We start from the raw sequence: 21,500 nt of genomic DNA, 5'->3' as shown, positions 1-21,500 counted from the left end.
ACGTTCATCGTCAGGGCAGGCCGTCATACGGCAGACTTCGAGGCATGCCTGCACCGGACGTGGCCGCGCTCCTCGCCGATCTCGAACGGTCCGATCCCGACTCCGCCGAGGAGGCCCGCAGTGCGATCGAGTGGCTGAGCGGCGGCGAGCCGCTGGAGACGATCACCGAGCTCGCCGTGTGCGAGTTCCTCTGGTACACGCTGCCCACCAAGGTCTCCGGCGACCGACCGACGACGGCCCGCGCGCTGGGCCGGCTGCTCCGCCTGGGCGGGCTGGAGCGCTACGCCGCGCTGTGCTCCTCCCCCGTCACCGCGCAGATCCTGCGCACCTACGCCCGGTCCGGCGAGGACGCCGGGATCGCCGCCTACCAGTCGGCGCTGGACGCCCGCGGGGTGCTCCCGCCCGACGTGCCCGAGCTGCGGTGGAGCTCGATCATGGGACCGGAGGAGCTGGGCGCCCACGGCGCCTGCTCGGCCGCCCTGGAGCTGGCCATCGTCTCGGGCGAGCTCGCGCCCGGTTCCACCCGCGACCGCACGGCCCTGACCCGCCGCTGGCTGACCACGCCCCGCGTCGAGCTGGGCGGGGACAACTGGCTGCACCGGGTCCAGGGGGAGCGGCTGAACCGGTGGGTGCTGGGCCGGGGAGCGGCCTGGCGCGAGCTGGCCCAGCCCTTCGAGGTCCGGCTGCACGCCCCGATCCCCGCTCCGGCCGGAGAGCACCTGGCGGCGCTGCGCTGGCTGCTGCACCGGGGCGAAGAGCCCGGCGGGATCCCGCTCGCCCCGGTCCCGCCGGCCTCGTCGGCCACGCGGGGCCCGAACGACCCGGACGACCCCGCCGCCGTCGTGCCCGCCGTACTCGTGGCGCCCGCGGAGACGCCGGGCGGTTGGAGCGGCGACGAGCTGACCGCGGCGGGAGAGGCCGCCCGGCGGATGGGCGCACTGGACCGGGACGGCCGCGCCCTGGTGACCACCGCCACCGGGCGGCGCCTGCTCGGCGACGCGGACCTGCTCTGGGAGGCCGCGGCGTCCGCACTGCTCTCGCCCGGCTCGCGCGAGCAGGACCTCGGCGTCTCCGCCAGGGAGGTGGCGCTCATGCTCCTGGCCGACGGCCTGCCCGCCGACGGAGAGAGCGTGGCCGGCGTGATCGGCTGCGACGAGGAGCGCCGGCCGGAGATCGACGCCTCGCTGACCGGGCTGACCCGTCTCCTGGACGCGTTCGGTCTGCGGGCGGAGGGCGGCGGACTCACCTCGGCGGGCCGCGCCGCCGCGCTGGCGGCGCTGCGCGGCCATGCCCTGCGGCCCCGCCGGTACGTCAGCCTGGGCTGACCCTGCTCACGCAGACCCGACCGACCCGGCTCACATCGCTCCGCAGCGGATCGGCGGCCAGGCCCAGGCCGCTTTTTGACCGACTATTCCTTCCCATAAGGGGCAATAACGGGACGTGCCCGAACCCACCTCCCACGACGGTGCCCCACAGCCGGAACCCGCCCCGGACACCTCCCGGAGTACGCCGCCGCACGCACCCGGCACCACATCCGGCACAGTGCCCGGCGCTGCATCCGGCACTGCATCCGGCACTGCATCCGGCACAGTGCCCGGCACGGCGCCCGGTCCCCCTCCCGAACCGGGAGCGGCCGCGGCCGGTCCGCCGCCGGACGCGAGGTCCGAGCCGTTCCTCACCTCGGCGGGTCCGCTGCCCACCGCGCCCCCCGCCGCACCGGTCCCGATGACCGCTCCCCCCGCCGCCGACACCGCCGCCGCGGCGCCCGCCGCCGCACCGGCGGCCGACGCCCCCTTCGGGCGGCCCGGCCGTTCCATGCGGGGCAACCCGTTCGTGTTCGGCTTCACCGCCGCCCTCGGCGTGCTCACCGCGTGGTGGCTGGTGCAGGCCGTCGCGAGCGCGGGGTCGGTGCTGATCCTCATCGTGGTCTCGCTCTTCCTCGCGGTCGGCCTCAACCCCGCCGTCGAGGCGCTCCAGCAGCGCGCCCTGCCGCGCTGGCTGGCGATCACGACGGTCTTCCTCGGCGTCATCACCGTCTTCGCGATCTTCGGTCTGGCGGTGGTGCCCCCGCTGACCACGCAGTCCGCCGAATTCGTGGCCAACGTCCCGACGTACGTCCAGGAGCTGCAGAACCATCCGCTCATCCGGGACCTGGACCAGCGCTTCCAACTGCTGGAGAAACTCCAGCAGTACGTCACCAGCGGCGCCTTCGGCACCCAGATGTTCGGCGGAGTGCTCGGCCTCGGCACGGTCCTGCTCGGCGCGGTCTTCAACTCCCTGACCGTGCTGGTCCTCACGCTCTACTTCCTCGGCTCGCTCACCTCGATCAAGGAGATGGGCTACCGCCTGGTCCCCCGGTCCCGCCGGACCCGCACCCGCCTGCTCGGCGACGAGATCATCCAGCGCATCGGCGGCTACGTCGGCGGGAACCTGATCGTCTCCCTGATCGCCGGCGTGACGACGTTCGTCTTCCTGAGCGTCATGCAGGTCCCGTACGCCCTGGCCCTGGCCCTGATCGTGGCGCTGACCGACCTGATCCCCCTGGTCGGCGCCTTCATCGGCGCCGGGGTGGCCTCCTTCGTCGGGCTCTTCGTCTCCCCGACGGTGGGCATCGTCTGCGTCGTCTTCTTCACCCTCTACCAGCAGGTCGAGAACTACCTGATCGCGCCGAGGGTGATGAAGAGCTCGGTGGACGTCCCGCCGCTGGCCACGATCGTCGGCGCCCTGCTCGGCGGCGCGCTGCTCGGCGTCGTCGGGGCCCTGCTGGGCATCCCGATGGCCGCCGCCGTCCTGCTCATCCTCCGCGAGGTCGTCCTGCCCCGCCAGGAGCGCCTCTGACGGCCCGGTGGGTACGGCGGGCGCCCGCCGTACCCACCGGATCCGCCCCGCCGTACCCACCGGGTCCGCCGGAGACCCGTCTCGCCCGCCGGGGTGGCGCGGTGCGTCCGCCGCGCCACCCCGGCGGGGCGTCAGCCCTCGACCCGCTCCACCGGGATCCAGAGCTCGGCGTCCGCCTCCTTCCCGTCCTCCGAGATCCGCGTGCCGGTGATCTCGGGGCCCGGCCTGCTCCGGTACGGGTTGGACGGGAACCACTGGGTGAACACGTCCCGCCACAGGTACTGCAGCGTCTGCGGGAACGCGCCCGAGCTCTCGAACACCGCCCACGTCCCCGCCGGGACGGCGAGGACCTCCATGTCCTCGGGCGCCGGGGCGCCGGTCACCACGCCGCAGTAGTAGTCGAGCTCGGTGCCCTCCGCCCGGCTCTCGTCGACGTGGTGGGCCACGTTGACGACCCCCCGCGGCTCCTGGTCGGAGAGCTCCCCCAGCCGCCGCAGGGTCTCCTGCCCGACGCTCCGGAGGAACTCGACGATCGCGGGGTTCATCCCCTCGTGCACGAGGGGGACCCGCGCCCTCCTGCCCACCAGGCGGAACTCCTCTTTCTCCACGATCCGGTACCGCATGCCACCGCTCCCTTCGACGACGAGGCGGAAGGACATCCGGGGCTGGGAGTACAGCGCCGCACCGCACCGCCTGGCCTCACCCGGGCCGACGCCGTGCAGGGCGCGGAACGCGCGGGCGAACGCCTCCCCGGAGCCGTAGCCGTAGCGCACCGCGATGTCGAGCAGCGTCTCCTTCCCGGCGAGCACCTCGGCGCCCGCCACGGTGAGCCGCCTGCGGCGGACGTACTCCGACAGCGGGACGCCCGCCAGCGCGGAGAACAGCCGCCGGAAGTGGTACTCCGACGTCAGAGCGATCCGCGCCAGCTCGGCCGTCTCGATCGGCTGGTCGAGGTGGTGCTCGATGTACTCCATGGCCTGGTTCAGCCGCTCCAGCACTCCGGTCTCCTTCCCTTGCGCCCACCACGCTAGGAGGGACCGGTCCCGCCGTACCCGACATCCCGTGCCCGGCACGGTCGGGTACGGCGGCGGCCACCGGACCGGTCGGGTACGGCGGCGGCCACCGAGCCTGCGGGACGTCCCCCGCTGAACCGCGCCGGGTTCCGTGGAGGCCGCTTCCCGAACGCCTCATGCGCATGGCCGTGGCGGAGGCGTTCGGGTTCCGCATCCGTACGGTCGCCGTCGCCTCCGCCGCCTCCGACGGCCGACCGCCGCGTCAGGGCCGGTTCTGCTTCCCGTCCAGCCAGAGCACGTCGGACTCGTCCCGGTGCGAACCGGAGCTCCCGACGTGTTTGGCATCGATCTTCGGACCGTTCTTGATCACATGCACCAGTGCCATCGCGTGTCCACGCCCGAGGCCGTAGTCCTGCTTCAGCCAATCGATGATCACACCGGCTTTCGTGGACGGATCATCGAAACCGCGCTCCTCGGCCATCGCGATGAACTCACGCGGGGTGAGGCCGGTCCTGTCCTCGATGGTGTCCAAATACGCCTGGAACGACATGCGCCTCTCCTCTGGTCGTGGGCTGTCGGGCCGCGGTGTCCCGCTCATACCGGTCCGCACGGGCGGGTCCGTCGGCCGATCCCGTTCCGGTCGGCCGTCGCCGCCGGCGGTCCGCACCGGCGATGCCCGCCATTGCATTGGTAAACGATCCTGCACGACGACGACGCGGATCAACACGTGATCGACGAAGGGAGAGCGCCGTTCCTCGGGCTCAGGGCCGCGGCGCTCTCGGCCCGAGCCCGATCGCGGGCAGGATCGCCTGCTCGACGATCGCCGCGAGCTCCTCGTCGGTGGGCGGCGCCCCGGTGTCGATCAGGCGCTTGGTGACGAGGGCCTCGCCGATGTCGGCCACCACGGGGGTGAGCAACTCGGCCGGGAAGCAGCCGCGGTCGGCGTAGTACCGCAGCACGGTGCGGGTGAACGTGCCGCCCCGATCGGCGAAGACCCGTTCGAACAGCGCCTCGGACATCAGCGCGGCGCTCCTCGGGTCGGTGAGGATGGCGGCGACCGCACGGCCTGCGGGGCTGAGGGCCCACTCGACCATGAGGCGCAGGGCGTGGACGAGATCACCGTGCAGGTCGTCGGCCCCGGGAGTCGGCTCCTCGACCGGATGCTGGTGGTGGAGCGCGTCGAGGAGCACCTCGACCGGATCCGACCAGCGGCGGTACAGCGTGGTGCGGGGTGTGGCCGCGCGGCGGCCGATGCCGTCCATGGTCAGCCGTCCCACGCCGACCTCCAGCACCTCTTCCAGCACGGCGTCGTGGATGGCCTTGATCAGTTCTTCGCCGCGCCGGCGCGGCCTGGCGCTGTGGTCGCCCATCACCACCCCTTGCCGAGATACATGGGTGTATCTTACCTTGAGTATTAGCTACACTCATGTATCTAATTTTGAGGGGACCGCCATGTCCATCGCCCCACCGGCCTCCGCACGCGGGGCCACTCCCGTCACCCACCGCGCGCTCGCGCCCGATCTCGCACGCGGGCTGATGCTGCTGCTCATCGCGGTGGCGCACGCGCACATGTACCTGTCAGGCCACGAGACGGGCTTCCGCGGCTACGCCCTCGACGGGGGCGCCCTCGACCGGCTGACCGCCGGCGTGCAGATCCTCCTGGTGGACGGGCGCGCACTGCCGATGTTCGCCGCCCTGTTCGGCTACGGCCTGGTCCAGCTCACCAACCGGCAGCTCGCCGCGGGCAGGAGCTGGCCGCAGGTGCGCGCGGTGCTGCGCCGCCGGAGCCTCTGGCTGCTGGCGTTCGGGTTCTGCCACGCGCTGCTGCTGTTCTTCGGCGACATCCTCGGGGCGTACGGGCTGATCGGGCTCGTGCTCGCCGGCTTCGTCCGGCGCGAGGACAGGGTCGTGCTGCGGGCCGCCGTCATCGGGCTCGCGCTGCACGTCGTGGTGATGGCCGCATTCGGGCTGCTCACCGTCTCCGCTCCCAAGGGCGACACGCCCGCCGCCATGGCGGACCCGATCGAGGCGACGGTGATGCGGCTGATCGGGTGGTCCGGGATGACGCCCACCTACTTCGCCGTCGGCGTGGTACCGGCCTTCCTCTTCGGGATCTGGGCGGCCCGGCGCCACGTGCTGGAGGACCCCGCACGGCACCGGGACCTGCTCTCCCGGGTCGCGGTCACGGGCACGGGGCTGGCCGTCGTCGGCGGGGTGCCGCTGATGCTGATCGACACCCGGATCTGGACGCCGTCCGACATGGTGGCCGTACCCGCGTACGTCCTGCACAGCGTGACGGGCATCGCCGGAGGGCTCGCGTACGCGGCGATCATCGGGCTCGCCGCCGACCGGATGCGGGGCGGACGGCCCGGCCGGGCCGTCAGAGCCCTCGTCGCGTGCGGCCAGTGGTCGCTGACCTGCTACCTCCTCCAATCGGTGATCTTCGTGGCGGTGTTCGCACCGTACGCAGGAGGGCTCAGCACGCGCGTGGGCGACGCCGCCGCGTCCGGCATCGCCGTGACGACCTGGCTGGCCACCGTGGTGCTCGCCGCGGCGCTGGCCCCCGGCGGGCGCAGGGGGCCGGCCGAGGCCGCGCTGCGGCGGCTGACGTACGGACGCCGGTGACGCGGACCGTGGTGCCGCCCCCCGAGGTCCCCGGCGGACGCCCCCGCAAGACGCGGCACGGCGTCGTCTCGTCGCCGTCAGATTCCGGCATCCCGCCGGAGGGCGCCTCCTAAGCGCGCCGGGGCCAGATCGGGCCCTGGTCGGCCCAGACGACGCCCTTGTTGCGGCACAGGCAGAAGGGGTGGCCGATCGGGTCGGTGTAGATCCGCCAGCCGTAGCCGTCGGGGCCGGTGAAGTCCTGTCGCAGCGTCGCGCCGAGGTCGAGGACGCGGCGCTGCTCGGACTCGATCTCATCCACTTCGAAGTCGAGGTGGAACTGCTTGGGGTGCTCGCTGTCGGGCCACTGCGGAGCGCGGTAGTCGTCCACCCGGATGAAGGCCAGCTCGACCTCGCCGAACCTGATGCCGGCCCAGTTCTCGTCGCTGCCTTCCTTGATCGGTCGGCCCGTCACCTCAGCGTAGAAGGCCGCCGACGCCATCGTGTCCGGGCAGTCGATGATGAAATCGGTGAGTCGCAGCATTTCGAGATCTTGCCACAAGATCACCTATGCGGGACCCCTGGTCCGAGTCCCCGTCGGCGGGGTGGAAGTGCTCCTGCCGCGCGGTCGCGGAGCGCCCGGCGGACGAGAAGACGACCACCTCGGGCATCACGCCTCCCGGATGCTGACGGCGGCGCGGCGGTGACGGGGGACCTCGATCTCGTCGAGCAGCGCCACCGCGAAGTCCGCGTACGTGATCCTGCTGGCCGGGTCCGCGTGATCGGCGATCCGGTACCGGCCGGTGGGCGTGCCGGCATGGTCGAAGTCGCCCGCCGGCGCGACGTACGCCCAGTCGAGGCCTGAGTCCTGAAGCACGGCGAGCCCTGCCGCGTGGCCGAGGTAGAAGGCACGGTGCTCGTTGGGGTAACCGGGCTCGTCCATCAGGGGAGCACCCGACGCTCCAGGCATGATCGATGCCAGGCCGACCACCGCCAGCCGGCGCACGCCCGCCTTCGCCAGACCGGCGGTAAGGGCGCGAGCCGACGCGGTGAAGAACTCGTGCGGCGGGACGGACAGGTCCACGGCGGCGCTGACGACCGCGTCATGGCCCGCTGCCGCGTGCGCGACGCCCGTTCCGTCCGTGACGTCACCCGCCACCGTCCGCACGTCGGTCAGATCGCTGTGGCGTGCGGGGTCACGCACCACAGCGGTGACCCGGTGCCCACGCCGGCGCGCCTCGGCAACGGCCTGCCTCCCGGCCCTGCCGCCCGCGCCGAAGATCACGATGTTCATGGCGAACCGCCTTCCACCAGGGCCGGGTCCCGTCCGCCCGGCCGCTTCACGGACGCTACCGAGGGCGGCGGTTACCACGGGGATACCGGCTATCGTGAGATCATGAGGGAACCTCTGCCCGCCGACATGTTCGACGAGCTGTGTCCGTCCTCGCTCAATCCCATCCGGTTCGGCGACAAGTGGGCGGCGCTCATCATCCGCTGCCTCGAGCACGGGCCGCGCCGGTTCTCCGAGCTGCGTGTGCCGCTGAGCCGCGTCACCCCCAAGGTCCTCACGCGGTCGCTGCGCGCCCTCGAACGGGACGGCCTGGTCGAGCGCACGGTCTACGCGGGCGCCGCCCCGCATGTCGAATACGAGCTGACCCCGCTCGGCCGCAGCGTGCTCGGACCGATGGCGATCTCCTGCGCCTGGGCGCGGGAGCACTGGGACGAGCTGCTCGACGCCCGCGAGTCGTACGACGGCGGCTCCCGTCTCGACCACGCCGGCTGACGCGGTGAACCGCGGCGCAGACGTGTCCGCCGCGGCCGTCCGGTACGCCGTCGATCCGTGGCGAAGCGAGGGCACGGATGGTGATCCACGCCCCCCGCAGGCCTCCTCAACGGATGCCGCCCGGTGCCGTCAGGTGCCGTGACGACGATGTCCGGTCGCCTCGGCCGCCCCCCGTGTCGGCGAGCCCGCTGACTTTCCGCCGACTCCGCCCAGCCGTCCACAGGCCGGTACGGCCAGCGGAGGACGCCGCCCTCATCCTGTGACGCCTGCGGTCCCAGCCCGAATCCGTCGGCCCCGCACGCCATGATCAGCACTCATGTATCCCGCATGTCCTTGGAGGAGTGTCATGGTCGTCGACGACGAAACCGGATGGTCCGGTGTCGGTTGGGACAGTTGGACGGACCTCCGTCCGATCCGTGCCCGGCTCGACGCGGGCGCCGACCCGAATTCAGAGGTGCCCTTCCTCGGACCGCCGCTGCACGTGGCGGCCGAGCACGGCTCACCCGAGGTGGTCGCGGAACTGGCCCGGCGCGTTGACGACGTCGACGCCGAGCATGAGGGCCGTACCGCGCTCTGGGTGGCCGTCTTCAACGACCGCCCCCGCAACGCCCGCGCGCTGGTCGCCGCCGGAGCCGACCCGTGGCGGCCGATGATGAACGGCTGGTCCCCCGGACGGCTCAGCCTGGCCTCCCCCGCTCCTGGCCTGTTCCCTCTTCCCGACCTTCCCGACGGCGAGGCCGGTCTGTCCACCGCCGAGACCGCCGCCGCGACGGAGGCCAGGCGCCTGATCCCCGCGTTGGGACGCCTGGGGCACGACGGCTTCAGCCTCGCCTGTGTGGCCGGCGTCACCGCGGCCGAGGCGGCACGGCGGCTGGAGGCCGTACCGGTCGATGACGCCGACGTCGAAGAGATCCTGGAGGACCCCTGGGAAGACGAGGACGACAGCCTGGCCGTCATCGGCGTCACGGACGTACCCGGCGGATGCGTCGTCTTCCAGCCGTGGGCGTACACGGCGTCCGACCCCGGCGTCATCGAGCGCCTGTCGGTCGGCACCGTCTGCCACGGGATGTACGCCAACCTCAAGAGCGGCAACCAGGGGGCCGTCGCCCGCGACGGCGTCATCGAGGAATGGGACACCCACCCCGGCGGCGGCAACGTCTCCGCCGACCAGCCCGCCGAGGAGATCCTCGCCACCTACCTCTACCACGGCCGAGCCGTGGCCTACTGCTTCGCCGGCGCGGGCCTGCGGCCGACCGACGCCCGATCGATCACCGAACAGCCCGACATGTGGCTCAGGCTACCCGAGCGGGACCGATGAAATGATCATGGATCCCATCGAGACGAGGTTCACCAAGCCGATCCAGGCAGGTCTGCAGTCGGGTCACCATGTCCGTCGGCATCGATCATCTGTCGGGCCTCGGCGAACGTGACCGGCCGGGGCGAGGACAGGCCCAGGACGTCCATGACGCCCGCCCGGTCACCGGCCGAGACCGCGATCCAGTGATTCCAGCACCTCGACACCGGCTCAGGCCGGTCCTTCGCCTCTGCCGCCACTTCCGTGAACACGTCCCCGCTCTGGGCTGTTGCTTCAGGACGAAGAAGGCCCGCCGCCGGTCGGCGTCAGGGCGCGGCCGACTCTGGGACGACGCCCCACATGAACGTGGAGCCCTTCAGCAACCGCTCCGTCACCCTGATCCCGGTCAGGTGTTCGACGAGCAGGAAAGCCGGCCCTTCGTGGAAGTCGAGACGCGATGGGTAGAGGCTGTAGATCTCCGCCATCGTGTCCGCGAGTTCGTCCGAGGTCTGCTCGAAGTGGTTGTCCTCGTCTCCCCAGGCGAATCTGATCTCGCCGTCCTCACACCAGTAGAAGTAGTCCAGGCCCTTGATGGCCAGTACGGCCTGGGAGACGAGGCGGGTGCCCTCGGAGAGTCCGGTGATCACATCTTCGCGGGTACCGAGCCAGCCAGGGTCGAAAACGAACGTCCAGTCACCGATGGCGGCAACGCCGAAAGACTCGCAAACCGGGTGGTCATCTGGGTCGTCGGGGAAGGGACCCGGCGTGAAGTCCTCCCATCGGCCGCCGAGGCGGGCGACCACCTGTTCGGGTGCGGCACGGATGTAGATGAAGCTGTAGAACTCCTCGGCGTATTCGCCGCGGAGCCAGGAGGCGTCGAGGGGCTGCATGGTCATCTCGCCATGCTGCCGGCCGGAACCGACAAGCCCGGTCGTCACGGGACGATGAAGAGTTGCTCGATCCCGATCCCCTCGACTCCGCGTCGCTGCGCCTGGGCGAGGTCGACCTCCGTGACCCGGCCGCTGGAAGCACCGTGGACGGAGAAACGGCCGCCGACCACCGTCACCATGAGGTGATAACGAACCGCACCGGGTTCTGGGGTGCCATGTGCGCCGGCCGTAAGGGCTGGTGTGCCGCATACCTGTTTGATTGGCTGATGTCGTGACGACTTTCCGGAGCCCGAACCGGTCCCCCGGGCGCACCTTGGCGAAATTGACCATGCTGACGCTGCTGTTGGGCGTCGTGCTCGCTGCGGGCGCGTGGTGGATGCTGGCAGCGGGGTGGGATGCGCTGTTGAATGCCCTGTGGGATCTCCTGCCACTGGGGTTTCCTCATGTCCGTTAGCGGCTCTTCGAACTTAGCCGGGGTCTGAACACTCACCGGGCCGTTCGGGGCTGAGATCGCCTCTTGAGGGAGCCCGCGGCTCTCCTTGATCATTCCTGTTGTCTAGGCAAGAACGACAACAGAAGAGCCGCGAGCATGGTCAACGATACGACCCGGCTGCTGGGCCTGGAGGGCCTGGCCGTCGTCGACGTCATCACAGCAGGTCAGGACGGGAACGAGTGCGGACAGGGGCCGATCGTGCATCTGGTCACCGCCGACGAGACCGCCCGGGCCTGCCCCGAGTGCGGGACGCCGGCGGCCCGGGTCAAGGAGTGGGTGACCACCCGCCCACGTGATCTGCCGGTCGCGGGCCGCCGCTGTGACCTGCGCTGGCGTAAACGCCGCTGGTACTGCGACGAGTCGGCCTGCCCGCGAGGGACGTTCACCGAGCACGTCGCCCAGGTCCCGGCCCGGGCCCGGCTGACGGCGCGATTACGCCAGGCCACCGGGGCGGCGGTCGCCGACGGAGGGAGGACGATCGTGCAGTCGGCTCGCGACCATGGCGTGTCCTGGCCGGTGGCCTGGGCGGCGTTCACCGCGCACGCCGCCCGCGTCCTGCCCGATCAGCCTGCCCCCGTCACGGTGCTGGGGATCGACGAGATCCGCCGTGGCCGGCCCCGCTGGAGCTGGGAGGAGACCACCGGCACCTGGCAGACCGTCGTGGACCGCTGGCATGTCGGCTTCGTCGACATCTCCGGCGGGCAAGGGCTGCTGGGCCAGGTCGAAGGCCGTACCAGCGCCGCCGTCACCGGCTGGCTCGGCGAGCGTAGCCAGGCCTGGCGCGATGGCGTGGCCTTCGTCGCGATCGACATGTGCACCATCTTCAAGTCCGCGGTCCGGGCGGTGTTACCGCAGGCCAGGCTGGTGATCGATCACTTTCATATCGTGCAGCTGGCCAACGCCGCGGTCACCGAGGTCCGCCGCCGCGTCACCGTTCAGGTGCGGGGCCGGCGCGGGCGCAAGGGCAACCGGGAATGGGAGCTGCGCAACCGGCTGACCCGCTCGGCCGCCCGGATGCACGGCTCGCAGCTTGATCCGATGGTCGATGACCTGATGGCGCTGCCGAAGCGGATCGGTGTGCCGATCCTGGCCGCGTGGAACGCCAAGGAAGACCTGCTCGACCTGCTCGCGCTGGCCCGCACGCACCCCGATCGCGCGGTCATCGCCGAGCGGCTGTTTCGCTTCTACGACCGATGCGCGGCCTCCGGCCTGTCCGAGCTCCACCGCTTGGCGAGCACGGTCGAGACCTGGTGGCCCGAGATCCTCGCGTTCATCCAGACCGGCGTCACCAACGCCGGCTCCGAGGGCACCAACCGAGTGATCAAGACGGTCGCCCGAGACGCCTACGGTTTCCGCAATCCCGAAAACCAGCGTCTACGCACCCGCTGCGCCACTACCCGACGAGGTCGCGGATGCCTCAACCCCGCTTAACTTCGAAGAGCCCCGTTAGCGGGTGAGCCGGAACGGACGGCACTTCGTCGTGATCCGGCTGCCGGGCAGGTGTCCGGTGGACCGGTCATCACGGAAATTCCGACGACGCTTATGATGGTCACTCAGAAATACAGAAGGCCGCTCCCGATCTCTCGGAAGCGGCCTCTGACCTGGGTGGAGATGAGGGGATTCGAACCCCTGACCCCTTCGATGCGAACCCTGGCGGTACCTGTCAAACCGGTTGGAACATCAGGCTACATGTGGTGTTTGTGGTGAGGCCGACTCATCGTGTGGAGGCGCTCAAGTCCCGCATTCGCACGTCGCCGTCACCGTCTCCGGTGACGGCGACCACTTTTCCGGCCACATGTCCGATCGCTATGTCCCCGACCCAGTTGGCGTATCTCATTCGCCCACCAAGCGGCTTGTGCGTGCGCAGATCCCAAACCTGCACGGCACCACCACCGTCTTCGTCGTAACCACCACCGGTGAGGACGACTGGTCGGCCGTTGACTTCCCCAACCGTTAGTGCCCTGACCCCGTAGGTGTGGCCTGTCGGTATGGGGGCACCGATCAGCTGGTGGGCGGCCAAGTCCCACACCCGAATGTCCTTCTCATCGCTGGAGATAACGACCTGTCTGCCGTCCACCCAGCCGAGCGCGACATCCCCGACACCGGTACTGCTGATCATCGGGTCGCCTATCTGCTTGCGGGTGGTCAGGTCCCACACTCGTGTCGTGCCGTCGTTGCTGCCGGTAACGACGATTACTCGACCGTTCATCTCGCCGAGCGCCACGCTCCAGACGAGTCCGGTGTGTCCGACCAGCGGTTCGCCGAAAGGTTCGTGCGTGGCCAGGTCCCACACCCGCACAGGCAGCTTATGGGTGGCGTCACCCCAGTCTCCTGCGGCGATGACGACAGCTCGACCGCTCACCTCTCCGACCGCCACCGCATCGACGCGTTCGGTGTTGCCGATCCTTATCGGGTCGCCGACGAGTCTGCGTGTAGTCAGGTCCCAGATCCGTACAGCGTTGTCGTAGCCACCTGTAACGGCTACCGGCTGACCGTCCACTTCCCCGAGCACCAGCGATGTGACACCCTCCGGATGAGCGGCGATCGGTTCACCGATTGGATCGCCTGTGGTCAGGTCCCACATCCGCAAGGTGCTGTCGTAGTAGCCATTACCAGTGCTTACGGCGACTGGTCGACCCTCCAGTTTCCCCACCGCCACCGCCGCGACTGGGTCGTCGTGATGCCCCAGCAGATCGGAGGAAGGCCATATAACAGCGGCCAACACTCCTGAAAGTGCCGTTGCGAGGATCCACCAGAAGCTTCGGCGAAAGAATGACGGTCGCGTCGACACGGCTGACGCCTCCACGCTCCTGCCAACAGAAATCGTGTAGCCACCAGCTCCGGGGGTTATGGGATCTGGCTGAGCGGAGGGGATGGATCGGTCAGCCACCGGGGGATCACTCATGCCCGGCCTGACCGGGCCGTGTCCAGACACGTCGAGATCACCCATGTCCAGCTGCACCGGATCAGACACCGCTCACCGTCCTCATGGCCGGCTCTCAGCTTGCGGGCGGCCGAAGAAATCATGTGATCACAGATGGCTGACGGTAGTGGGAGTGGCTCCGGTGCGCCAGATCATGCACGCGGCTCGAACCCTTCAGGACAGAGCCCGAAGAAGCGATCAGAGCCATGGTCACTCAGTTGGTCACCCGGCAACGCAGAAGGCCGCTCCCGATCTCTCGGAAGCGGCCTCTGACCTGGGTGGAGATGAGGGGATTCGAACCCCTGACCCCTTCGATGCGAACGAAGTGCGCTACCGGACTGCGCTACATCCCCAAGACGTGGACTAGGTTAGCAAACATCCGAGGGCGCTCGCGCCATCCGGGGCACCATCAGTCTCCGACCGCGCGGCGGGACGGCTCGGCGTACTGGTCGAAGAGCTCGTCACGGTGCTCGGAGAGATCGATGACCTCCGCCTGCGGGGCCGCCGCCCGCCGAGCCGCCGCCTCCGCGGCCCGCCGCCGGGCGCGCCTGGCACGTTCCGCACGGGCCTGGGCGGCCGCTCGGCGCCGTTCGCCGTCGATCCGGACCGCGACCCGCAGGACCGCCAGATGGATGCCCAGGAGGACCACCGAGGGCACCGCGCCCCACCAGGGGATCACCCGGACCGCCGAGGTCACCGCCGAGGCCAGGAGCAGCAGCGCGCACCAGAGTGTCAGCCGCCGCCGCTTGGCCACGAGCGCCGCCCGGCGGCGCTGTGCGGCACGGCGGAGCTCCGCCCGCCGGGAGCCCGATCCGTCTTCCCCTCCTGAGGGCACCGCCCCGGGCGCGGTCCGCGGAACGGCACCCCTCGACGTCCGGAACGCGGCGTCCGGTGCGGCGGCGGACCCCGCCCCCGACGGCGCGGCGGCAGACCCGGTGGCGGTCGCCGCGCCCGACGGCGCTGCCGACCCGGCGGCGGACCCCGCGGACCCCGCGGACCCGGGAAGGGACCCGGACGGACCCTCCTCGACCGGGCTCCCCGTCGGCGCGCCCGTGAGGTCGTACGATCCGGTCAGGTCGTATGATCCGGTGACCTCGTCCCGCTCGTCGATCTCCACGAACGTGGTCCGGTCGCGGCGCAGCCACATGGGCACGAGGACGCACAGCCACATGACGACGATGGCGAGATAGAGGAGGACGCTGCTCACGGCCGCCTCCGCGCAGCACGAAGGCACGCCTGACCGCGGGGCGTCCTCACTGTGCTCACGTCACGCACCGTAAGACCGCGTGTCACTATTTGACGAGTATTCAGTTCGGTGTGTCGCCAGATCGTCACACCTCTTCGTGCGAGGGACCGCCGGGGGCCGTGGCCTCCCGGGCGTGTCGCCATCGCGCGAGCAGGCCCCTGGGCGCGTCCTCGATCGTGAGGGCGTAGCAGATGTGGTCGCGCCACGCTCCGTCGATGTGCAGATGACGGCGCCGGATTCCTTCTTCCCGGAAACCGAGCTTCTCAACCACCCTGCGGCTGGCCTGGTTCTCCGGCCGGATGTTGGCCTCGACCCGGTGCAGCCCGGTGGTGAAGAAGCAGTGGTCCACCGCCAGCGCCACGGCGGTCGGGATGATCCCCCGGCCGGCCAGCGCACCGTCCACCCAGTAGCCGATCTGGGCGGACCTGGCCGACCCCCAGACGATCGCGCCGACGGTGAGCTGGCCCGCGAAGGCCCCCTCGTAGGTGACGACCCACGGCAGCGCCAGCCCCTGCCGGGCCTCCCGGCGCAGCGTCCCGGCCATCGAGACGTACGGGCCCAGTCCGGTCCGGAACAGGGGCGTCTCCGGATTGCTCGGTTCCCACGGCCGGAGCCAGTCGGCGTTGCGCAGCCGTGAATCACGCCAGACCCGCACGTCCCGCAGGCGCAGCGGCCGGAGTCCCACCGGGCCCTCCGTCAGGGTCACCGGCCAGCCACGAAGTCGATCCACCCCCTCATCATCCCCCCAAGCCGCACCGGCGTGCCACGGAGCGACCACAGGAGAGCCCCCGGGAGGGACCCGGGGAGATCACCGGGGGTGGTCTCCCCCCCGGATCTGGTCCACGGCGTGCCGCAGCACGGGCGCCAGTACGGCCATGCCGTCGCGGACCCCGCCGGAGGAGCCGGGGAGGTTCACGACCAGGGTGGAACCCGCCTGGCCCGCCAGCCCGCGGGACAGGATGGAGGCGGGCACCTTCTCCCGGTTCGCCTGCCGGATCGCCTCGGCGATGCCGGGGATCTCGCGGTCGAGCACCCGCGCGGTCATCTCGGGGGTCAGGTCGGCCGGGGTCAGGCCGGTGCCGCCGGTGGTGACGATCACGTCGTAGCCGCCGGCCACCCCGGACCGGAGCGCCTCCTCGACCGGCGCGCCGTCGGGGACCACCACCGGGCCGTCCACCTCGCACCCGGCCGCCGCGAGCAGTTCCGCCAGGAGCCTGCCGGAGGAGTCCTCGTACACCCCGGCGGCGGCCCGGTTGGACGCCGTGATCACCAGAGCCCGCATGCGCGACCCGCCTTCCCCGCCACCGCCGTACCCTTACCGCCCCGCCGCAGCATCGTCACCGCAGCACCGCCACCGCGCCACCGCAGCACCGCCACCGCGCCACCGCGCCACCGCAGCACCGCCACCGCGGCGCGCCTTCCCGTCCGCGCTCAGGGCCGTGTCCAGACGCCGGTCTTCCCGCCGGTCTTCTCCTCGACCCTGACGTCCGTGATGACGGCCGCCGGGTCCACCGCCTTCACCATGTCGATCAGTGCCAGCGCGGCGACGGCGACCGAGGTCAGCGCCTCCATCTCGACCCCGGTCCGGTCGGCGGTCCTGACCCGGGCGGAGATCTCCACGCCGTCGTCGGCCACGGTCAGCTCGACCTTCACGCCGTGCAGCGCGATCGGGTGGCAGAGCGGGATCAGGTCGGGGGTGCGCTTGGCGCCCATGATGCCCGCGATCCTCGCCGTGCCCAGCGCGTCCCCCTTGGGGATCTCCCCCGACCGCAGCAGGGCCACCGCCTCGGCGGACAGCAGCACCCTGCCGGTCGCGACGGCCGCGCGCGCCGAGACGTCCTTGGCCGAGACGTCCACCATGCGCGCCGCGCCGGTCTCGTCGAGGTGTGAGAAACCGCTCATCCGCCTGCCCTGCCTCCTGACCGGTACGGTCTGTCGTCCCCGTTCACAGGGGAATGATCTCCACGGTCGCGCCCTCGGGAAGGTCGGTGACGTCCTCGGGGACCACGATCAGCGCGTCGGCCTCGGCCAGGGCGGCGAGCTGGTGGGAGCCCTGCCGCCGCACCGGGGTCACGGCGCCCTGCGGGCCGAGCCTGCCGCGCAGGTAGGAGCGCTTGCCCGCGGGCGAGCGGAGCGGCGCCGTGGTCACGGCCGTCACGGTCTCGGCGGGCCCCGTGGGCAGGCCCTGCATCTTCCGCAGCGCCGGGCGGACGAACAGCATGAACGACACGAAAGAGGAGACCGGGTTCCCGGGCAGCGCGAAGATGGGCACCTGGTCGTCGCCCACCACGCCGAACCCCTGGGGCATGCCCGGCTGCATGGCGACGCGTTCGAAGCGTACGGTGCCCAGCGGCCCGAGGGCCTCCTTGACCGGCTCGTACGCGCCCATCGAGACCCCGCCGCTGGTGATCACCACATCGGCCCTGACCAGTTGGGCGTCGAGCTGTTCGGCGAAGCCCGCCGCGTCGTCGCCGACGATCCCGGCGCGGTAGCCCTCCCCGCCGGCCTCCCGGACCGCGGCGATCAGGGTGTAGCTGTTGGACTCCCAGATCTGGCCGGGCGCCAGGGGCGTGCCCGGTTCGGCCAGCTCCGCGCCGGTGGAGATCACCACGACCCGCGGGCGGGGCCGTACCAGCACCCGGCGGCGGCCGACTCCGGCCAGGATGCCGAGCTGGGCGGGGCCGATCCGGGTCCCGGCGGGCAGGACCACCTCCCCGGCGCGCACGTCCTCGCCGGCCAGGCGGATCGCGTTGCCCTTCGGCGCCGACCGGTCGATCGTGACCCGGGCGGTGCCGCCGTCGGTCCACTCCACCGGGACCACCGCGCCGGCCCCGGCCGGCAGCGGCGCGCCGGTCATGATCCGCAGGGCCATCCCCGGCCCGAGCGCGTGCAGGCGGCCGTCCCCGGCCGCGACGTCGTCGACCACCGGCAGCGTCACCGGGACGTCGGCGACGTCCTCGGCCCGTACGGCGTAGCCGTCCATCGCCGAGTTGTCGAAGGGCGGCAGCGGGACCGGGGAGGTGACCTCCTCGGCCAGGGTCGTGCCCAGCGCCCGTTCCAGCTCCAGTTCCAGCGGGGCGAGCGCCCGCACGGTGCGCAGGATGTCGCCGAGGTGCTCGTCGACCGATCTCATCGGGCTCATGGGGGCCGCCTGCGGGCTCGTCGGAAGGGTCATCGCGAGGCCAGGAACTCCTTGAGCCAGGGCAGGAACTCCGGCGCGAGGTCGGAGCGGTCGGCGGCGAACTGCACGACCGTGCGCAGGTAGTCAAGCTTGTTGCCGGTGTCGTAGCGGCGGCCCCGGAACAGCACGCCGTGGACCGGTCCGCCGTCCGCGCCACCGCGGCCGGCCAGGGTGCGCAGGGCGTCGGTCAGCTGGATCTCGCCGCCGCGGCCCGGCGGCGTGTTCTCCAGGACCTCGAAGACGGCCGGGTCGATCACGTAGCGGCCGATGACGGCCCAGTTGGACGGCGCCTCCTCGGCCGGCGGCTTCTCCACCAGGTCGGTCACCCGGACCACGTCGTCCTCGGCGGTGGCCTCGATGGCCGCGCAGCCGTACAGGGAGACGTGGTCGCGCGGCACCTCCATCAGCGCGATGACGCTGCCGCCGTAGGTGTTGCGGACGTCGATCATGCGCTTGAGCAGTTCGTCGCGGGGGTCGATCAGGTCGTCGCCGAGCAGGCAGGCGAACGGGCTGTCGCCCACGTGCTGCTTGGCGCAGAGGACGGCGTGGCCGAGACCGCGCGGCTCGCCCTGCCGTACGTAGTGCAGGGTCGCCAGGTCGGCGGGCTCGCGGACCTGGGAGAGGCGCTCGTCGTCGCCCTTGGCCTCCAGGACCTCCTCCAGCTCGACGGCCCGGTCGAAGTGGTCCTCGATCGAGCGCTTGTTCTTGCCGGTCACCATGAGCAGGTCGAGCAGTCCGGCGGAGACGGCCTCCTCGACGACATACTGGATCGCGGGTTTGTCGACGATCGGCAGCATCTCCTTGGGCGTCGCCTTGGTCGCAGGCAGGAAGCGGGTGCCCAGACCCGCCGCCGGCACGACGGCTTTCGTCACGGGATCGAAGTCGGCCATATCAAAACCTTAGTGGAGGGACCTGTGGACAAGCGGAAGCTGCGGTCGTCGATCCGGCAGCGGCGTGCCTCTATCCCGGAGGACGAGCGGTATGCGGCCTCTGTCCAGATCCGGGAGGCGCTGCTGGACCGGCCGTGGGTGCAGATGGCCGGGCTGGTCGCGTGCTACTGGTCGACCGGGGCCGAGCCGGCGACGCACGGGCTGGTCTTCGCGCTGTGGAAGCACGGCGCGACGGTGCTGCTCCCGGTGCTCCGCGACGACGCGGACCTCGACTGGGCGGTGTACGACGGGCCCGACACCCTCGCCCCCGGCCGCTTCGGGATCATGGAGCCGGTGGACGTACGGCGCGGCGTCGACGCGGTCAGGACCGTGGCCCTGGTGATCGTCCCGGCGCTGGCGGTCGACCGCTCCACCGGCGTACGGCTCGGCCAGGGCGGCGGCTCCTACGACCGGGCCCTGGCCCGGGTCGGCCCGAACGTGCCGACGGTGGCGCTGCTGCACGACGGCGAGCTGCTCGACGGCGTCCCCGCCGAACCGCACGACCGGCCGGTCCGCTACGCCGCCGTGCCCGGCGGCGTCGTCCGCCTCGGGGAGGGCCGACCCGCCGAATAGGACAGAATGGTCCCCGAAGTGAGAGGAGGGGACAGGTGACTCTTCGCTCCCGGCGAGGGAGCGGTTCCCCGCTTTTCCCGTCCGGGACAGGCGACGCACACGCCCCGGCGGTTCCGCGCGGGGGCCCGCCAAGGGAGCGAACCCTCCGTCGCACGACCGCGCCGACCGTCTCACCGGATCCTGAACAGCCGATGGACAGCCGATGGACATGAACGTCGGGCTGCTGCTCGGCGCGGGGATCGTCATCGCCTCCATCATCGCGGTGCGCGTCGCCCACCGCAGCGGTCTCCCCAGCCTTCTGCTCTTCCTCGGGTTCGGCCTGGTCATCGGTGAGTCCGGGTTCGGCCTGCAGTTCGAGGACACGGGGCTCGCCCAGCAGATGGGCCTGATCGCGCTGGCGATCATCCTGGCCGAGGGAGGCCTGACGACCACCTGGAGCCACGTCAGGGACTCCATCCCCACCGCCGTGGTGCTGGCCACCGCGGGCGTCGCGGTGAGCATCGCCGCCGTCGCGCTCCCGGTGCGCCTCCTGCTCGGCATGGACTGGCGGACCGCGCTCCTGCTCGGCGCGGTCCTCGCCTCGACCGACGCCGCCGCGGTCTTCTCCGTCCTGCGCCGCCTGCCCCTGCCGCCGCGCCTGTCGGGCATCCTGGAAGCCGAGTCCGGGTTCAACGACGCCCCCGTCGTCATCGCGGTGGTGCTGCTGAGCACCGACGCCTCGCCCAGCCTCGGGATCGCCCTGCTGGAAGTGGTCTTCGAGCTCGTGGTGGGCGCGGCCATCGGCCTCGCGGTCGGCCCGGTCGGCGTCTACGCGCTGCGCCGCGTCGCGCTGCCGGCCGCCGGCCTGTACCCGATCGCGGTGCTCGCGCTGGCCTTCGTCGCCTACGCCGGCGCCGCCGCCCTGCACGGCAGCGGATTCCTGGCGGTCTACCTGGCGGCGCTGGTCATGGGCAACTCCCGGATGCCGCACCGGGCGGCCAGCCGGGGCTTCGCCGAGGGCGTCGCCTGGCTGGCCCAGATCGGCCTGTTCGTCATGCTCGGCCTGCTGGCGAGCCCCTCGGAGATGCCGGACGCGATCGTCCCGGGGCTGGTCGCGGGGCTGATCCTGGTCGCGGTCGCCCGGCCGCTGTCCATCATGGTCTCCGCCCTCCTGCTGCGGGTCACGGGGGTCGACCGGCTGAACTGGCGCGAGCAGGCGTTCCTGTCGTGGGCCGGGCTCCGCGGAGCGGTGCCCATCGTGCTGGCCACGATCCCCTGGGCCGCCACGTCGATCGACGACGCCACCGCCAAACTCGTGTTCAACGAGGTCTTCGTCATCGTGGTCGTCTACACCCTGCTCCAGGGGCCCACGCTGCCGTGGGCGGCGCGCAGGCTCGGGGTCACCGCTCCGGAGGAGGCCCGCGACCTGGCGGTGGAGTCGGCTCCCCTGGAGGAGCTCAACGCCGACCTCCTGCAGATCAGGGTGCCGCCGGCGTCCAGGCTGCACGGCGTGGAGGTCTTCGAGCTCCGGCTCCCGGCCGACGCCCAGGTCACGCTCATCGTCCGGGAGGGCAAGTCGTTCGTGCCGTCGGAGTCCACCCGGATCAGGGCCGACGACCAGCTCCTCGTGGTGGCCACCGTCGCCTGCCGGGAGGTCGTCGAGAAGCGGATCCGTGCGATCAGCCGCCGGGGCAAGCTGGCCGGCTGGTTCGGCGAGCACGGCGCCTGACCTCCCGCGCCGGACCGCGGACCGGGAC

At 71.5% G+C, this 21,500-nt stretch carries 24 protein-coding genes and 1 tRNA gene; 10 read left to right on the top strand and 15 right to left on the bottom strand.

All coding sequences use genetic code 11. From position 1 onward, the window contains the following. The first annotated feature begins 44 nt into the window (after positions 1 to 44). Positions 45 to 1,325, top strand: a complete 1,281-nt coding sequence (locus HS045_RS12115; RefSeq protein WP_196451369.1) for a hypothetical protein — start codon at positions 45 to 47, stop codon at positions 1,323 to 1,325. Positions 1,326 to 1,725: 400 nt separating this feature from the next. Next, positions 1,726 to 2,838 carry an AI-2E family transporter gene (locus tag HS045_RS12110; RefSeq protein ID WP_196451368.1) on the top strand — a complete coding sequence of 371 codons (1,113 nt, stop codon included), beginning with the start codon at positions 1,726 to 1,728 and terminating at the stop codon, positions 2,836 to 2,838. Between the two features lie 131 nt (positions 2,839 to 2,969). Here the strand turns inward: HS045_RS12110 and HS045_RS12105 are convergent, their stop codons facing one another. From HS045_RS12105 to HS045_RS12095, 3 genes are all read right to left on the bottom strand, one after another. Then, entirely contained in the window at positions 2,970 to 3,836 is an 867-nt protein-coding gene (locus tag HS045_RS12105; protein WP_196451366.1) for an AraC family transcriptional regulator, read from the bottom strand. A gap of 277 nt (positions 3,837 to 4,113) precedes the next feature. Further along, a complete protein-coding gene (locus HS045_RS12100) occupies positions 4,114 to 4,401 on the bottom strand; it encodes a DUF4287 domain-containing protein (protein WP_196451364.1) in 288 nt (95 codons plus the stop codon). A 211-nt stretch (positions 4,402 to 4,612) separates the two neighbouring features. After that, a complete protein-coding gene (locus HS045_RS12095; RefSeq protein ID WP_196451362.1) occupies positions 4,613 to 5,221 on the bottom strand; it encodes a TetR-like C-terminal domain-containing protein in 609 nt (202 codons plus the stop codon). Positions 5,222 to 5,303: 82 nt separating this feature from the next. Here HS045_RS12095 and HS045_RS12090 point away from each other — a divergent pair, with 82 nt between their 5' ends. After that, a complete protein-coding gene (locus tag HS045_RS12090; protein ID WP_196451360.1) occupies positions 5,304 to 6,476 on the top strand; it encodes a DUF418 domain-containing protein in 1,173 nt (390 codons plus the stop codon). Positions 6,477 to 6,585: 109 nt separating this feature from the next. Here the strand turns inward: HS045_RS12090 and HS045_RS12085 are convergent, their stop codons facing one another. Together HS045_RS12085 and HS045_RS12080 are read right to left on the bottom strand one after the other, a co-directional pair. After that, the gene (locus tag HS045_RS12085; protein ID WP_196451358.1) at positions 6,586 to 6,996 is read right to left on the bottom strand and encodes a VOC family protein; all 411 of its coding nucleotides are present in this window, start codon (positions 6,994 to 6,996) and stop codon (positions 6,586 to 6,588) included. 126 nt (positions 6,997 to 7,122) lie between these two features. Continuing rightward, the gene (locus HS045_RS12080; protein WP_196451356.1) at positions 7,123 to 7,746 is read right to left on the bottom strand and encodes an NAD(P)-dependent oxidoreductase; all 624 of its coding nucleotides are present in this window, start codon (positions 7,744 to 7,746) and stop codon (positions 7,123 to 7,125) included. A 102-nt stretch (positions 7,747 to 7,848) separates the two neighbouring features. Between HS045_RS12080 and HS045_RS12075 the strand changes: the two genes are divergently transcribed. Then, on the top strand, positions 7,849 to 8,235 hold the full coding sequence (locus tag HS045_RS12075; RefSeq protein ID WP_196451354.1) for a helix-turn-helix domain-containing protein: 387 nt from the start codon (positions 7,849 to 7,851) through the stop codon (positions 8,233 to 8,235). A gap of 316 nt (positions 8,236 to 8,551) precedes the next feature. Continuing rightward, positions 8,552 to 9,553 (top strand): ankyrin repeat domain-containing protein, encoded by a 1,002-nt coding sequence (locus tag HS045_RS12070; protein ID WP_307827481.1) that lies wholly within the window; start codon positions 8,552 to 8,554, stop codon positions 9,551 to 9,553. A 29-nt stretch (positions 9,554 to 9,582) separates the two neighbouring features. Here the strand turns inward: HS045_RS12070 and HS045_RS12065 are convergent, their stop codons facing one another. After that, positions 9,583 to 9,801: a hypothetical protein gene (locus HS045_RS12065; RefSeq protein WP_196451352.1), complete on the bottom strand. Its 219-nt coding sequence runs from the start codon at positions 9,799 to 9,801 to the stop codon at positions 9,583 to 9,585. A 54-nt stretch (positions 9,802 to 9,855) separates the two neighbouring features. Then, positions 9,856 to 10,425 carry a DUF6461 domain-containing protein gene (locus tag HS045_RS12060; RefSeq protein WP_196451351.1) on the bottom strand — a complete coding sequence of 190 codons (570 nt, stop codon included), beginning with the start codon at positions 10,423 to 10,425 and terminating at the stop codon, positions 9,856 to 9,858. 56 nt (positions 10,426 to 10,481) lie between these two features. On the opposite strand from HS045_RS12060, the gene HS045_RS12055 reads away from it, so the two are divergent. From HS045_RS12055 to HS045_RS12050, 3 genes are all read left to right on the top strand, one after another. Continuing rightward, complete coding sequence (locus tag HS045_RS12055) at positions 10,482 to 10,694, top strand: hypothetical protein (RefSeq protein ID WP_196451350.1); 213 nt, start codon at positions 10,482 to 10,484, stop codon at positions 10,692 to 10,694. 53 nt (positions 10,695 to 10,747) lie between these two features. Then, complete coding sequence (locus HS045_RS35410) at positions 10,748 to 10,873, top strand: hypothetical protein (RefSeq protein ID WP_255531803.1); 126 nt, start codon at positions 10,748 to 10,750, stop codon at positions 10,871 to 10,873. Positions 10,874 to 11,008: 135 nt separating this feature from the next. Then, a complete protein-coding gene (locus HS045_RS12050) occupies positions 11,009 to 12,343 on the top strand; it encodes an ISL3 family transposase (RefSeq protein WP_196450612.1) in 1,335 nt (444 codons plus the stop codon). Between the two features lie 283 nt (positions 12,344 to 12,626). On the opposite strand, the gene HS045_RS35405 is transcribed toward HS045_RS12050, so the two are convergent. The 8 genes from HS045_RS35405 to galU all read right to left on the bottom strand — a co-directional run bounded on the left by HS045_RS35405 (position 12,627) and on the right by galU (position 19,152). Beyond that, positions 12,627 to 13,886 (bottom strand): WD40 repeat domain-containing protein, encoded by a 1,260-nt coding sequence (locus HS045_RS35405; RefSeq protein ID WP_196451349.1) that lies wholly within the window; start codon positions 13,884 to 13,886, stop codon positions 12,627 to 12,629. 228 nt (positions 13,887 to 14,114) lie between these two features. Beyond that, positions 14,115 to 14,188 (bottom strand) — tRNA-Ala (locus tag HS045_RS12040). Positions 14,189 to 14,244: 56 nt separating this feature from the next. After that, entirely contained in the window at positions 14,245 to 15,042 is a 798-nt protein-coding gene (locus HS045_RS12035; RefSeq protein WP_196452886.1) for a hypothetical protein, read from the bottom strand. 124 nt (positions 15,043 to 15,166) lie between these two features. Continuing rightward, on the bottom strand, positions 15,167 to 15,811 hold the full coding sequence (locus HS045_RS12030) for a GNAT family N-acetyltransferase (RefSeq protein ID WP_196451348.1): 645 nt from the start codon (positions 15,809 to 15,811) through the stop codon (positions 15,167 to 15,169). 78 nt (positions 15,812 to 15,889) lie between these two features. After that, positions 15,890 to 16,363, bottom strand: coding sequence for a molybdenum cofactor biosynthesis protein B (locus HS045_RS12025; protein WP_196451347.1), 474 nt, complete (start codon positions 16,361 to 16,363; stop codon positions 15,890 to 15,892). A gap of 149 nt (positions 16,364 to 16,512) precedes the next feature. After that, the gene (gene moaC / locus HS045_RS12020; protein WP_196451345.1) at positions 16,513 to 16,983 is read right to left on the bottom strand and encodes a cyclic pyranopterin monophosphate synthase MoaC; all 471 of its coding nucleotides are present in this window, start codon (positions 16,981 to 16,983) and stop codon (positions 16,513 to 16,515) included. Positions 16,984 to 17,026: 43 nt separating this feature from the next. Continuing rightward, positions 17,027 to 18,214: a gephyrin-like molybdotransferase Glp gene (glp, locus tag HS045_RS12015; protein WP_196452736.1), complete on the bottom strand. Its 1,188-nt coding sequence runs from the start codon at positions 18,212 to 18,214 to the stop codon at positions 17,027 to 17,029. A gap of 38 nt (positions 18,215 to 18,252) precedes the next feature. Continuing rightward, a complete protein-coding gene (gene galU / locus HS045_RS12010; protein WP_196451343.1) occupies positions 18,253 to 19,152 on the bottom strand; it encodes a UTP--glucose-1-phosphate uridylyltransferase GalU in 900 nt (299 codons plus the stop codon). 24 nt (positions 19,153 to 19,176) lie between these two features. Here galU and HS045_RS12005 point away from each other — a divergent pair, with 24 nt between their 5' ends. Continuing rightward, on the top strand, positions 19,177 to 19,764 hold the full coding sequence (locus HS045_RS12005) for a 5-formyltetrahydrofolate cyclo-ligase (protein ID WP_196451342.1): 588 nt from the start codon (positions 19,177 to 19,179) through the stop codon (positions 19,762 to 19,764). A gap of 202 nt (positions 19,765 to 19,966) precedes the next feature. Beyond that, the gene (locus tag HS045_RS12000) at positions 19,967 to 21,472 is read left to right on the top strand and encodes a potassium/proton antiporter (protein WP_196451341.1); all 1,506 of its coding nucleotides are present in this window, start codon (positions 19,967 to 19,969) and stop codon (positions 21,470 to 21,472) included. Positions 21,473 to 21,500 lie beyond the last annotated feature (28 nt).

It is taken from the genome of Planomonospora sp. ID82291 (assembly GCF_015711645.1).
Lineage (GTDB): Bacteria > Actinomycetota > Actinomycetes > Streptosporangiales > Streptosporangiaceae > Planomonospora.
This window is presented reverse-complemented; position numbering and strand designations above follow the sequence as displayed.